We start from the raw sequence: 12,148 nt of genomic DNA, 5'->3' as shown, positions 1-12,148 counted from the left end.
CCAGCACGGAGCGGTCCATGAAGGCGCCGGGGTCGCCCTCGTCGGCGTTGCAGCAGACGAACTTCACCCCGTCGGGGCTGACGGCGTCATGGGTCATCTGCCACTTGCGGCCGGTGGGGAAGCCGGCGCCGCCGCGGCCCCGGAGGCCGGAGGCCAGCACGGCGTCGATGACCTGCTGTGGGGTCTGCTCGGTGAGGGCCCGGCCCAGGGCCTCATAGCCGCCGGTGCCGATGTACTCGTCGATGCTCTCCGGGTTGATGACGCCGCAGTTCCGGAGGGCGATGCGGTACTGGTTTTTATAGAAGCGGGTGTCCGAGAGGCTGGTGACCCGCTCGGCGTTCTCTCCCTCCTTGTGGAGGAGCCGCTGGACGATGCGGCCCTTGACGATGTGCTCGGAAACGATCTCGGGCACGTCGTCGGGGGTGACGTGGGTGTAGAAGGCGCCTTCGGGGTAGATGAGGACCACGGGGCCCATGGCGCACAGGCCGAAGCAGCCGGTCTTGACCACCCGGGCCTCCTGGTCCATGCCCTGGGCCTTCAGCTCCCGCTCAAAGGTCTCGATGATCTTGGGGCTGTTGGAGGAGGAGCAGCCGGTGCCGGTGCACACCAGGATGTGGGATCGGACAAAGTTCATCTCTTACCCCTCCTCCTTATTCCGCCGCCCCGATGGTGTACTCGGTGACGGGGTTGTGGTTGACCAGATGCTCGGCGACGATGCGGGGCACCTTCTCCGGCGTCAGCTTCACGTAGGTGACCTTTTCCTCTCCCGGAACGTAGACCTCGGCGATGGGCTCCAGGCGGCAGACGCCGATGCACCCGGTCTGGGTGACGGTGACGTTCTTCAGCTCCCGCTTGGCCACCTCTTCCAGGAAGGCTGTGAGGACGGGCCGGGCACCGGCGGCGATGCCGCAGGTGGCCATGCCCACCACGACCCGGATGTCGTCGGCGCTGTTTTCACGAATATCGATCTGCTTCTGCATTTTCTCACGGATGGCTCTGAGTTCTTCCAGGCTCTTCATCGTTTCACTCCCTAACGTGTTGGTCTTGGTCCTTGGGACGGCTCACGCCGTCTCCCCTTCTCCCTCCGCCACATAGGAGCGCATCCACTCGGCCACCTCCGGCTCCGAAAGGGGGACGTCAGGCCCCAGCACGGCCCGGATCTCCGCGGTGTCGAAGCGGAACTCCCCCCGCCCGGTCCTCCGGGTGTAGGTGAGCTCCATCCCCTCCGGCAGGCCCTGGGCCAGCAGGGCCACGGTGGAGGCGGTGTCCCCCAGCGGGGGGCAGTCAATGTGGTCGGCGTGGAAGGTGGCGGTGACGGTGGTCCCCACCCCCAGCTGGCTCTCCACCCGCAGCTCGCCCCCGGTCTGCTCCGCCGCCAGGCGGAGCAGGGGCAGGCCCAGGCCCACCTTCCGGGTGGTGCGGGTGGTGGTGAAGGGATCGGTGACACTGGCCAGAAACGCCGGGGACATACCCCGTCCGTCGTCGGCCACCGTGAGCTGGATCAGCTCTCCGCGCTCCTCCACCGTCAGGTCCACGTGGCGTGCCCCGGCGGCGATGGAGTTCTGGGCGATGTCCAGCAGGTGGAGAGAGAGCTCTTTCATCCCGCAGCCTCCTCACGGCGGCCCGGCCCTGTCACCGGGCGTGTTTATTCGTAGCGGTCCAGAATGGCCCCCACCTGATCGGGGGTCAAACGTCCGTAGACATCGTTGTTGATCATCATGACGGGGGCCAGGCCGCAGGCGCCGATGCACCGGCAGGCATCCAGGGAGAACTTCCCGTCAGGGGTGATGGAGCCGGGCTTGATGCCCAGCCGCTGCTGCACCGCCTCCAGCACGTCGGAGGCGCCCTTTACGTAGCAGGCTGTGCCCAGACACAGGCTAATCTGGTACTTGCCCTTGGGGTTGAGGGTGAATTGCGCGTAGAACGAGGCCACTCCGTAGACCTCACTGAGGGGAATGTCCAGCCCCTCAGCCACCATGATCTGGACCTCCTCCGGCAGATAGCCGAAGATATCCTGGGCCGCCTGGAGCACGGGCATGGTGGCGCCGGGCTGTCCCTTGTGCTCGGCAATGACCGCCCGCAGCCGTTCCTCTTGCTCCGGGGTACCGTTGTAGGGTACAACGGTCTTCACGTTTGGCATAGTCGCGTTCCTCCTTTTTCCCATACCATGGATCGCCCATCCGGCGGGAGACCGGTGGGATTTCCTCTATTCTAATCGCTGTTTTCGGCCACTTCAACCATTTTCTGAAATGGAACAAACTTTTTACGAATATAACAATGCCCTTCCTCTGTTGCCGCGGCTACCTGCCGCCCCGGCGCAGCCAGGCCAGCACCGCCGCCCGGGACCGGGCGGGCACCTCCATGAACTGCTCCGCCTGGACGATCTGGTGGAGGTAGTGGGCGTCGGTGCCGGTGACCGTCCCCACCCCCCGCAGGTCCCGTCGGGCGCGGATAAAGTCCGGCGGACACCGCCGGGAGACCTCCGCCAGGGGGAAGCCCATGGCCGGGTCCCACAGACCCAGGTTGGAGAGCAGGGAGAAGCTGTCCCGGTCGATGTGGGCCGGGTAGGCCACCCCGCCGAAGGACTCCACCAGCCCCGCAGCCTCATAGACCCCGATGGTGGTGGCGCCGGCCAGTAGGGCCGTCTCCTCCCCCACCACGTTGTCGTCCACATCCATGAGGAGCTGCCGGCCGAAGATGGTGGGATCATTGGTCCGGCCCTCCATGCGGCGGTAGACCTCCGCCTGGAAGGCCATGGCCCGGTCCAGGTCGGGGAACAGGCACACCACGTGGACCTCCTCCAGGGTGCACAGCTCCATACCCGGGATGGCCAGCAGGCCATATTCCTCGGCGGCCTCGCAGAAGGCGGGGCAGTTGCCGCAGGTGTTGTGGTCGGTGAGGGCGGCCACATCCAGCCCTGAGAGCTTACACATGCCCGCGATGGTGGCGGGGGTCATGGCCTCGTCCCCGCAGGGAGAGAGGCAGGAGTGGAAATGAAAGTCAAAATACAGTTGGATGAGCGCCCACCTCCCCGCTGGGTCTATGTTGTCTGTTACCGCATGAGCTGCTTGAGCACGGCGGCGGCATCAAAGGTGGAGAGCTTCGTCCCCAGGATGTTGATATTCTGCTGCTCGGCCCGCTGCCGCAGGGCCTCGTCGGGCTTGACGCCCTCGGTGAGCACCACACAGGAGACCTCCGCCATCAGGGCCACGGCGGCCACATTCTGGTTGGACATGATGGTCAGCCACACATTGCCGGTCTGGGCACGGCCCATGACCCAGCTGAGCAGGTCGCCCACGTAGCCGCCGCTGACCTCCCGCTCGGGTTCGGGCATGATGAATTCTGTCAGGGCCATCACATGGGCCAGTTCTCTTACGTTCAATTCCGGGAACCTCCTTCTGGTTTCTTGCCTGGAACCCGACGCTGCCGGAAGGGCGCGGGCAGGTATTCGTCTGCGTCTCCGGTGCCCGCCATGTACTGCATGCGCTCCCGGACTTTAAAAATACAATCCTCCATACTGGCCCGGCCCTGAACCACATCCTCGGCCAGGGCGTGGCAGGATGGTGCGCCGCAGGAGCCGCAGTCCAGCCCCGGCAGGCTGCGCTCCAGCTCCTCGATCTTGACCAGCTTCTCCAGGGCGGCGCCCCGGTCCTGGTCCAGCTGGAAGGAGGGTAAGTACTGGAGCTCCCGCTCCACCCGGACCAGCGCCCGGTCGCCGCTGCGGAAGTCGTACCGGCTCCGGGACACGGGCAGACCCTTCATCAGCTTCTTGATCCGCATCCGGGCGCCGTAGGGGTTCTCCACCGTGAGGCAGCCCCCCACGCAGCCCTGGGTACAGGCGCACAGCTCGATGAAGTCGGCCTCGGGGAGGCGGCCGTCCTCGATCTCCTCCAGCATGTTGATGCAGTTTTCGATGCCGTCCACCGCCAGGTAGCTCTGACCCAGCCGGGCGGCCGACTCGCCGCCGCAGCAGGCCCAGCCCACTCCCATGATCCCCGCCGAGGTCATGGGCTTGACCTCCTCCAGGTCCCGCATGGGGCCCAGCAGCCGCAGGTAGATGTCGCGGATGGCAAAGGCCCCGTCCAGCACCGGCTTTTCCAGGCCCTCCGGGGTGTGGGCCGCCGTCACCTGCGAGGAGCAGGGGACGATGGAAAAGACCCCGATCTCCTCCGGGGGAAGGCCCGTCTCGGCCACGGCCTCCCGCCGGGCCAGGATGGCGGCCAGCTCCACCGGGGTGATGGTGGGGTTGACGTTGGGGATGAGCTTGGGGAAGCGGGTGCGGATGAGCCGCAGGATGGTGGGGCAGGCGGAGGAGATCTGGGGCATGACCTTGTTCTCCCCGCTGCTGATGGCGTGGCGGGCGTAGTCGGAGAGGATCTCCGCCGCCCGGGCCGTCTCAAAGACCTTCTGGAAGCCGATCTTCAGAAGGCCGTTCAATACGATGTCGATGTCGTCCAGGTGCTGGAACTGGCCGTAGAGGGAAGGGTCGGGCAGGGCCACCCGGTACTGGTACTTCTCCAGCTTCTCCAGGCTGTCGCTCACCGACTTGATGGCCTTGTGGGGGCAGACCTGGATACACTTGCCGCAGTCGATGCACCGCTCGTTGAGGATGGTGGCCTTGCCGTTGCGGACCCGGATGGCCTCGGTGGGGCAGTTCTTGATGCAGGTGGTACACCCCCGGCAGCGCTTGTATTCCAGAATGACGGAATGTTTCATCATCGTGGGATCACCCCGTTTCCAAGGGGCGTCCTGACGCCGGACGCCCGGTTTTTCAGTTGATGTGGATTTTCATGGTCACCGTGGTGCCCACGCCCACCTGGGTGTCGATCTGCATGTCGTCGGAGCAGCGCTTCATATTGGGCAGGCCCATGCCGGCGCCGAAGCCCAGGTCCCGGGCCACGTCTCCGGCGGTGGAGAAGCCCTCCTCCATGGCCTGGTCCACGTCGGGGATGCCGGGACCGTGGTCGGTGAGGCGGATGGTGATGGTGTCCATCCCCACATCCACCTCCACCTGGCCGCCGTCGGCGTGGATGACCATGTTGATCTCGCCCTCGTACATGCAGATGGAGGCCCGGCGGATGACCTCCGGCGGCAGCCCCAGCTTCTTGAGGGTCATCTTCATCTTGCTGGAGGCCTCGCCGGCCTGGATCAGGTCGCCGCCGTCCACCTCATAGTTCAGCTTCAAATCTCCCATGGTCACTCCCCCGCCAGTCCTCTGCTGTACAGCAGGCCGCAGGCGATGAACATGCGCATCTCGGAGCGCATGACCACGATCTCCCGCTCCCTGGCAAGCTCCAGAATGTCCTCGCCCGGCATCTTCCCACGGACGAAGATGATGCACTTCATGTCCATCATCTCGGCGGTACGCACCACCTGGGGGTTGACCATACCGGTGAGCAGCAGCGCCTGGTCCTTCACATAGGCCAGTACATCGCTCATGAAATCGCTGGCGCAGGCCGAACGGACCTCCCGGTCCAGGTACTCCTCGCCGCACAGCACCGTGGCGTTCAGGATGTCTCTGATCTCAAACAGATCCATACGCGCTCCCCTTTCGTCGGCCCGGCGGGCCGCACTGGCTGCCTCCGCAGCGGCGGACCGTTCCCCTTGGTCACACCGGGCGGAGCTTGCTGCTTTACTGTGTTTATTCTATCACATCCCGCCGCCAGATGAAACAGCTTTTTCCACCCCTCCGCCCGGGCCGTTCTTTTTTCCGGCACGAGCGCATTATACAAAGATAGCGGCTGCCGACGGCTGTTTTTGTGTCTCTCTATTATTGACATTTGTTTTCCCTGAGGTATATAATACCCTTTAACACAGTAAAGCGGTTGAAGCCGCGGCACTGGGTGTGGGGCGGGCGCCCCAGGCAAAACCGCCCCAAATTACAAATAGGAGGCTTGTCAACCATGAGTAATGCCCGCGTGTACAACTTTTCCGCCGGTCCCTCCATGCTCCCTCTCCAGGTCCTGGAGCGTGCAGGCTCAGAGATCACCAACTACCAGGGCTCCGGCATGTCAGTCATGGAGATGAGCCACCGTTCAAAGGTGTTTCAAAAGATCTTTGACGACACCCAGGCCAAGTTCCGCCGCCTGCTGAAGGTCCCCGAGGGCTACAAGGTCCTCTTCCTCCAGGGCGGCGCCTCCACCCAGTTCTCCGCCGTGCCCCTGAACCTCATCGGCAAGACGGGCAAGGCCGACTACGCCGTCACCGGCAACTTCTCCAACCTGGCCTACAAGGAGGCCAAGAAGTACGGCACCATCAACCTGGCCGCCTCCAGCGAGGACAAAAACCACACCTACATCCCCGCCCAGAGCCAGCTGAAGCTGGACCCCGAGGCGTCCTATTTCTACTACTGCGCCAACAACACCATCTACGGCACCGAGTGGCAGTACGTCCCCGACACCGGCGACGTGCCCCTGGTGTGCGATATGTCCTCCGACATCCTGTCCCGTCCGGTGGACGTGAGCAAGTATGGCGTCATCTTTGCCGGCGCCCAGAAGAACATGGCCCCCGCCGGCCTCACCGTGGTCATCGTCCGGGAGGACCTGGCCGGCCATGAGCTGCCCTACACCCCCAAAATGCTGGGCTATCAGCTCATGATCGAGAAGGACTCCATGTACAACACTCCCCCCTGTTGGTGCATCTACATCCTGGGCCTGGTGCTGGACTGGCTGGACGAGCAGGGCGGCGTGGAAGGCATGGAGGCCATCAAGCACGGCAAGGCCCAGATGCTCTACGACGTCATCGACAGCTCCAAGCTCTTCACCTGCGCCGTGGAGCCGGGCTCCCGCTCCGACATGAACGTGACCTTCCGCTCGGCCAGCGAGGAGCTGGACGCCAAGTTCGTCGCCGAGGCCACCGCCGCCGGCTTCACCAACCTGAAGGGCCACCGCAACGTGGGCGGCATGCGGGCCAGCATCTATAACGCCATGCCTGTGGAGGGTGTGGAAAAGCTCTGCGACTTCATCAAGGCTTTTGATAAAGCCAACTAAAGGCCCACATGCCGGCCGCGTTCTCCCGCGAAGCGGGCCGGCCGTCAGGCCGCCCAAGCGTTTTGCCGAAAGGCAAAACCTTGCCGCAGGCGGAATTCACTTCCGCCGAGGATGTGAAGTCTGACTGGGGCCCCCGCAAAAGGCTTTGTCTTTTGTGGGGATGGGCGGCATGCGGGCCAGCATCTATAACGCCATGCCTGTGGAGGGTGTGGAAAAGCTCTGCGACTTCATCAAGGCTTTTGATAAAGCCAACTAAAGGCCCACATGCCGGCCGCGTTCTCCCGCGAAGCGGGCCGGCCGTCAGGCCGCCCAAGCGTTTTGCCGAAAGGCAAAACCTTGCCGCAGGCGGAATTCACTTCCGCCGAGGATGTGAAGTCTGACTGGGGCCCCCGCAAAAGGCTTTGTCTTTTGTGGGGATGGGCGGCATGCGGGCCAGCATCTACAACGCTATGCCTGTGGAGGGCGTAGAAAAATTGTGTGATTTTATTAAGGCCTTTGACAAGAACAACTGAAGCGGTCCCTTGACCGCTCCAAATACTGAATATTGGAGGGAATCCACCATGTTTCGCATCAAAACCATGAATAAGATCTCTCCCACCGGCCTGGCCGTTCTGGACGCCACCCGGTTTACCGTCTCCGACAATGTGGAAAACGAGGACGGCATTCTGGTCCGCTCCGCGGACATGCACGAGTACGCCTTCCCCAGTGCCCTGCGGGCCATCGCCCGGGCGGGCGCCGGCACCAACAACATCCCCATCGACCGCTGCTCCGAGGCAGGCATCGTGGTCTTCAACACCCCCGGCGCCAACGCCAACGCCGTGAAGGAGCTGGTCATCTGCGCCCTGATGCTCTCCTCCCGTGATGTGGTGGGCGGTATCGAGTGGACCAAGGCCCAGGCCGCCGCCGGCGAGGACGTGGCCAAGGTGGTGGAGAAGGGCAAGAGCCAGTTCGTGGGGCCCGAGATCGCGGGCAAGAGCCTGGGCGTCATCGGCCTGGGTGCCATCGGCGTGCAGGTGGCCAACATCGCCACCAAGCTGGGCATGGAGGTCTACGGCTACGACCCCTACCTCTCCGTGGACGCCGCCCTCTCCCTGTCCCGGATGGTCCACCACGTCACCGACCTCACCGCCATCTACAAAAACTGCGACTACATCACCATCCACGTGCCCCAGACCCCGGACACCAAGGGCATGCTCAACGCCGCCGCCTTCGACCAGATGAAGACCGGCGTGCGCGTCATCAACCTGGCCCGTGGCGGTCTGGTCAACGACGAGGACATGATCGCCGCCCTGGAGAGCGGCAAGGTGGCCCGGTACGTCACCGACTTCCCCGACAACACCATCACCGCCGCCAAGAACGTGGTGCCCATCCCCCACCTGGGCGCCTCCACCCCAGAGAGCGAGGAGAACTGTGCCCTCATGGCCGCCCAGCAGCTCCGGGACTACCTGGAGACGGGTAACATCCGCAACTCCGTGAACCTGCCCACCCTGGAGCAGGACTGGTCCGGCGAGACCCGGCTGTGCATCATCCACCGGAACATCCCCAACATGCTGGCCTCCATCACCAACACCCTGGCCAAGGACGGGGTGAACGTGGAGAACCTGACCAACAAGTCCAAGGGCAACTACGCCTACACCATCGTGGACGTGGGCCAGCGGGTGGGCGACGCCGTGGCCGACGAGATCCGCGCCGTGGACGGCGTGCTCCGGGTCCGGGTCCTCAAACACTGAGCAAACACACAAAAACTCCCCCGCGCCGAGGGCGCGGGGGAGTTTTCTGTCTTTATGGGTCGGCTTCCTCCACGATCTCAAAGAGGTCCTCCACCCCGCAGTCCAGGGCGGTGATGATCTTGGAGAGATTGTCAACATCGTAGCGCAAAACACTGTTTTTATAATAACCATCAATGGTTTGATATTTGATACCCGTCTTTTGGGCCAGCACATAGCGCGTCATTTGGCGCTCTTCCAAATAACGGTCCAATTTTAATTTTAGTCGTTTCAGAATTATCACCTTATTTCAGTATATACATACTAAAGGTAATAATTCTAATTGACAATTTCCCGCGAGGGGTATACACTCTTTATTGGATATAATAGAGAGGAGATGTGTCTATGTCTGACTATCAAAAGCTCTATTCCATTCTCTTCAACGCCATCACGGATACCCTGGAAGATCTGGGAAAGCAGAACTACGGCACGGCAGCGGAACGCCTGATGCACGCCCAACTGACCACAGAGGCGCTCTACATCAAATCCAGCCCGAAAAAAGAGAAACCCAAGGCGGAAAAAGCGAGCAACATATAGCGGGAGTGGACAACATGTCCGCTCCCGTTTTCCATTCGTCTCTCTCGGTGGTCCTCCTGCCACCCCCGGCGGCACGGGCGTTACGTCGTCGGGGCAAAGTCCGCACCGCTCAAAACACCCTGCGGGTATTTCTCGCTCCGCTCCCTTGCCCCTCCTCTCCCAAATGGACCCGCTTCGCTGGGCTCCATTTGGGTCCCCTTTTCCCTATGCTTGGTCGTTTTAAGGGGTGGATTGTCAAGGAGGCGGGTACCCAACACGAGCCCAACGGAGTGGGTCGTGTTGGGAGGAGGAGACACAAGGGAGCGAACCGACTTTTCGCCTTTAGGCGGAAAGAGAGGGGAGCGGACTTTGGGTCGACGACCATCCCCCTCCTTGACTGACTCTTTCGCCCCTTTCTGGTCATTCAGAAAGGGGCCCGCCGGAGGCCGTTCTCCATCGGAGATGGCAGCAGAACGATTTTCTTTTGAACAGAAGCGATTTCTATTTGAGGTGTTGTCCGCCCTGCCGGGGGCGTTCCTTTCTGCTTGTGCAGAAAGGAACCAAAGACACCCCAGAGAGGGGGGATTCCGATTTCCCCCCTCTCTGGACTCTCCCCCTTGAAACGGCCAACACAGGGGGGCTGCGGCCCCCCTATTTGGATGTACCCCCCCCCCGGAGCTGTTCTATCGCCGCGCTGCTTGCACCGGCGGCTTATTCCGTAACGCCGCCGGTGCCCGGGGGCTGGGGACCACCGGCCGTCTGCCGCAGCGCCGCCGCAAAAGCAAACGGGCGGGGACCAGCCCCGCCCGTTTGGACGCTGTGCTATTGCAGATCTTCAAAGTGATAGAGCTCCGGCGGCAGCACGTCAGAGAGCTCCACCAGCACCGGCAGGAAACCGCCGCTGTAATCCACCTTGGGGGTGCGAAGCGTCTCCCCCTGCTCCGGCTTGCGGATGGGCAGAGAGACCACGCACCGGATGACGCCCTCCCGACTCTCGGCCAGCACGGTGCCCCCGTGGAGGGCCGCCGTCCGGCGGACCGCCTCCAGGCCCAGACCGAGCCCCTGCCTGGGGTCCGTGGGGACGGCCGCCAGATCTCCGCCGAACATCCGGGCCACGTCCTGCTCCCCCAGGGCCAGGCCGGTGTTCCACACCGTCACCACCGCCCGGTCGCCCCGGACGGACAGCTTCAGCCCCAGCTTTCCCTTCCGGCCCGCCGCCTTCATGGCGTTCGACACCAGGCACAGCAGCATCCGCCGCAGCAGCCTGTCGTCGCCCACGGTGAGCAGGCCGGAGGTCTCCAGGGACCAGGTGAAGTCATACCCGCCCATACGGCAGACACTCTCCACCTCCTCCGCCGTCTCCCGGCACAGTCCGGCCAGGTCCATCCCTCTGGGCTGCCACTGTTCCGCCTCTCCGCCGGCGAGCGACAGGTGGTCGGCCAGCCGGATGATGCGGTAGAGGCCCTGATTGGCCGCCGCCAGATACCGTTTTACCTTTTCCTCGTCCGGGACCTCTTCGGTGGGGTCCAGCCGTTGGAGGGCGGCAGACAGAGTGGCGGTCTCCCGCCGGAGCTGGAGGGAAAGCCGCTCCAGTCCGGGCTGACCGGCACTCCCCTCTCTGGACCGTAGCACCACCAGCGTGCCCCCGCCCACCGCCTGTAGGGAGGCGGTACAGGGCCAGCCGTCCACCTCACCGGCCGCCGCCGCCGGCGGACAGGCCTCTCCCAGAAGGGCTTTCAGTCCCCCGGGGACCTCATCTCCCGGCCGTAGCCCGGGAAACCGCCCCGCCGCCGCCCGGTTGCAATAGCTCACCTTGCCCTCCCGCAGCAGCAGCACCGGCTCCGGAAAGCCGTCAAAGAGCGTTTCGTTCCAATCGTCGCCGCTCAAATCGCCCCATACCTCCTCGCCGGACACCACGGTCCGCCCTTATTTCCGCCCGCCCGGCACGCTTCATTTGCTTAGTCTGCGCCGGTCATGGGAAAGGTACTTTTTTTTCAGTGTACCAAATTCTGGGCCTCCCTACAAGGCGAAATGTCGAATTTTGTCGAAAAAAATTTTGCCGTTTTTTCTTACAAACGAAAGTGAATGAAATTTCTTTAAAAATACCTCTTGATAAAATTCGTCAGCTGCATTATAATGGACCCGCAAAGAAGGGACCCATCGATATTTTATAAGGAGAGAATGCAGCTATGAGCATCAAAATCGGTATCAATGGCTTCGGCAGAATCGGCCGCCTGGTGTTCCGCGCCGGCCTGACCCGCTCCGACGTGGAGTTCGTGGGTATCAACGACCCCGGCATGACCCCCGACTATATGGCCTATATGCTCCGCTACGACACCATCCACGGCCGCTTCAACGGCACCATCGAGTACGATGAGAACTCCATCACCGTCAACGGCCACAAGGTTATGGTGTACGCCAAGATGAACCCCTCCGAGATTCCCTGGGGCGAGATCGGCGCTGAGTACGTGGTGGAGTCCACCGGCCTGTTCCTGACCAAGGAGAAGGCTCAGGGCCACATCGACGCCGGCGCCAAGAAGGTCGTCATGTCCGCCCCCTCCAAGGACGACACCCCCATGTTCGTCTGCGGCGTGAACCTGGACAAGTACACCTCCGACATGACCTTCGTGTCCAACGCCTCCTGCACCACCAACTGCCTGGCCCCCATCGCCAAGGTCCTCAACGACAAGTTCGGCATCACCGACGGCCTGATGACCACCGTTCACTCCGTGACCGCCACCCAGAAGACCGTTGACGGCCCCTCCAAGAAGGACTGGCGCGGCGGCCGTGCGGCTACCTACAACATCATCCCCTCCTCCACCGGCGCCGCCAAGGCCGTGGGCAAGGTCATCCCCGAGCTCAACGGCAAGCTGACCG

At 63.1% G+C, this 12,148-nt stretch carries 15 protein-coding genes; 4 read left to right on the top strand and 11 right to left on the bottom strand.

Annotated elements, in window-relative coordinates; genetic code table 11:
• From Q0K15_RS09020 to Q0K15_RS08980, 9 genes are all read right to left on the bottom strand, one after another.
• Window positions 1-634, bottom strand: a 634-nt coding sequence (locus Q0K15_RS09020; RefSeq protein WP_294515471.1) for an NAD(P)H-dependent oxidoreductase subunit E, incomplete at its 3' end; no start/stop codon positions are given.
• 16 nt (window positions 635-650) lie between these two features.
• Window positions 651-1,019 (bottom strand): (2Fe-2S) ferredoxin domain-containing protein, encoded by a 369-nt coding sequence (locus Q0K15_RS09015; RefSeq protein WP_294515469.1) that lies wholly within the window; start codon window positions 1,017-1,019, stop codon window positions 651-653.
• Window positions 1,020-1,061: 42 nt separating this feature from the next.
• Window positions 1,062-1,601 (bottom strand): ATP-binding protein, encoded by a 540-nt coding sequence (locus Q0K15_RS09010; RefSeq protein ID WP_294515467.1) that lies wholly within the window; start codon window positions 1,599-1,601, stop codon window positions 1,062-1,064.
• Window positions 1,602-1,645: 44 nt separating this feature from the next.
• Window positions 1,646-2,140, bottom strand: a complete 495-nt coding sequence (gene nuoE / locus Q0K15_RS09005) for an NADH-quinone oxidoreductase subunit NuoE (RefSeq protein WP_294515465.1) — start codon at window positions 2,138-2,140, stop codon at window positions 1,646-1,648.
• Between the two features lie 160 nt (window positions 2,141-2,300).
• Window positions 2,301-3,011 carry a PHP domain-containing protein gene (locus tag Q0K15_RS09000; RefSeq protein ID WP_294515474.1) on the bottom strand — a complete coding sequence of 237 codons (711 nt, stop codon included), beginning with the start codon at window positions 3,009-3,011 and terminating at the stop codon, window positions 2,301-2,303.
• A gap of 41 nt (window positions 3,012-3,052) precedes the next feature.
• The gene (locus tag Q0K15_RS08995; RefSeq protein ID WP_130848302.1) at window positions 3,053-3,382 is read right to left on the bottom strand and encodes a DRTGG domain-containing protein; all 330 of its coding nucleotides are present in this window, start codon (window positions 3,380-3,382) and stop codon (window positions 3,053-3,055) included.
• Window positions 3,379-4,719: a [Fe-Fe] hydrogenase large subunit C-terminal domain-containing protein gene (locus Q0K15_RS08990; RefSeq protein ID WP_294515464.1), complete on the bottom strand. Its 1,341-nt coding sequence runs from the start codon at window positions 4,717-4,719 to the stop codon at window positions 3,379-3,381. The genes Q0K15_RS08995 and Q0K15_RS08990 overlap by 4 nt, the downstream gene beginning before the upstream one ends.
• Window positions 4,720-4,771: 52 nt before the next feature.
• Window positions 4,772-5,194 carry an ATP-binding protein gene (locus tag Q0K15_RS08985; RefSeq protein WP_294515461.1) on the bottom strand — a complete coding sequence of 141 codons (423 nt, stop codon included), beginning with the start codon at window positions 5,192-5,194 and terminating at the stop codon, window positions 4,772-4,774.
• Between the two features lie 2 nt (window positions 5,195-5,196).
• The gene (locus tag Q0K15_RS08980; RefSeq protein WP_130848305.1) at window positions 5,197-5,538 is read right to left on the bottom strand and encodes a DRTGG domain-containing protein; all 342 of its coding nucleotides are present in this window, start codon (window positions 5,536-5,538) and stop codon (window positions 5,197-5,199) included.
• 365 nt (window positions 5,539-5,903) lie between these two features.
• On the opposite strand from Q0K15_RS08980, the gene serC reads away from it, so the two are divergent.
• Window positions 5,904-6,989 carry a 3-phosphoserine/phosphohydroxythreonine transaminase gene (serC, locus tag Q0K15_RS08975; protein ID WP_294515457.1) on the top strand — a complete coding sequence of 362 codons (1,086 nt, stop codon included), beginning with the start codon at window positions 5,904-5,906 and terminating at the stop codon, window positions 6,987-6,989.
• A gap of 560 nt (window positions 6,990-7,549) precedes the next feature.
• Complete coding sequence (locus Q0K15_RS08970; RefSeq protein ID WP_294515455.1) at window positions 7,550-8,719, top strand: phosphoglycerate dehydrogenase; 1,170 nt, start codon at window positions 7,550-7,552, stop codon at window positions 8,717-8,719.
• A 52-nt stretch (window positions 8,720-8,771) separates the two neighbouring features.
• Here the strand turns inward: Q0K15_RS08970 and Q0K15_RS08965 are convergent, their stop codons facing one another.
• A complete protein-coding gene (locus Q0K15_RS08965; RefSeq protein WP_294515453.1) occupies window positions 8,772-8,999 on the bottom strand; it encodes a helix-turn-helix transcriptional regulator in 228 nt (75 codons plus the stop codon).
• 101 nt (window positions 9,000-9,100) lie between these two features.
• On the opposite strand from Q0K15_RS08965, the gene Q0K15_RS08960 reads away from it, so the two are divergent.
• Complete coding sequence (locus Q0K15_RS08960) at window positions 9,101-9,292, top strand: hypothetical protein (RefSeq protein WP_294515451.1); 192 nt, start codon at window positions 9,101-9,103, stop codon at window positions 9,290-9,292.
• Between the two features lie 801 nt (window positions 9,293-10,093).
• On the opposite strand, the gene Q0K15_RS08955 is transcribed toward Q0K15_RS08960, so the two are convergent.
• Window positions 10,094-11,158: an ATP-binding protein gene (locus Q0K15_RS08955; protein ID WP_294515449.1), complete on the bottom strand. Its 1,065-nt coding sequence runs from the start codon at window positions 11,156-11,158 to the stop codon at window positions 10,094-10,096.
• Between the two features lie 302 nt (window positions 11,159-11,460).
• On the opposite strand from Q0K15_RS08955, the gene Q0K15_RS08950 reads away from it, so the two are divergent.
• The coding region (locus tag Q0K15_RS08950; protein ID WP_294515447.1) for a glyceraldehyde 3-phosphate dehydrogenase NAD-binding domain-containing protein at window positions 11,461-12,148 on the top strand (688 nt) is incomplete at its 3' end.

The organism is uncultured Intestinimonas sp. (genome assembly GCF_944387245.1).
Taxonomy (GTDB): domain Bacteria; phylum Bacillota; class Clostridia; order Oscillospirales; family Oscillospiraceae; genus Intestinimonas.
The sequence above is the reverse complement of the archived record's forward strand: the minus strand, read 5'-3'. Positions and strand labels throughout refer to the sequence as shown.

Bases quoted from the DNA above. Each gene is read 5' to 3' on its own strand.
- Q0K15_RS08990 (WP_294515464.1), bottom strand. From the start codon at position 4,719: ATGATGAAACATTCCGTCATTCTGGAATACAAGCGCTGCCGGGGGTGT.
- Q0K15_RS08985 (WP_294515461.1), bottom strand. From the start codon at position 5,194: ATGGGAGATTTGAAGCTGAACTATGAGGTGGACGGCGGCGACCTGATC.
- serC (WP_294515457.1), top strand. From the start codon at position 5,904: ATGAGTAATGCCCGCGTGTACAACTTTTCCGCCGGTCCCTCCATGCTC.
- Q0K15_RS08970 (WP_294515455.1), top strand. From the start codon at position 7,550: ATGTTTCGCATCAAAACCATGAATAAGATCTCTCCCACCGGCCTGGCC.
- Q0K15_RS08980 (WP_130848305.1), bottom strand. From the start codon at position 5,538: ATGGATCTGTTTGAGATCAGAGACATCCTGAACGCCACGGTGCTGTGC.
- Q0K15_RS08960 (WP_294515451.1), top strand. From the start codon at position 9,101: ATGTCTGACTATCAAAAGCTCTATTCCATTCTCTTCAACGCCATCACG.
- Q0K15_RS09015 (WP_294515469.1), bottom strand. From the start codon at position 1,019: ATGAAGAGCCTGGAAGAACTCAGAGCCATCCGTGAGAAAATGCAGAAG.
- Q0K15_RS09010 (WP_294515467.1), bottom strand. From the start codon at position 1,601: ATGAAAGAGCTCTCTCTCCACCTGCTGGACATCGCCCAGAACTCCATC.
- nuoE (WP_294515465.1), bottom strand. From the start codon at position 2,140: ATGCCAAACGTGAAGACCGTTGTACCCTACAACGGTACCCCGGAGCAA.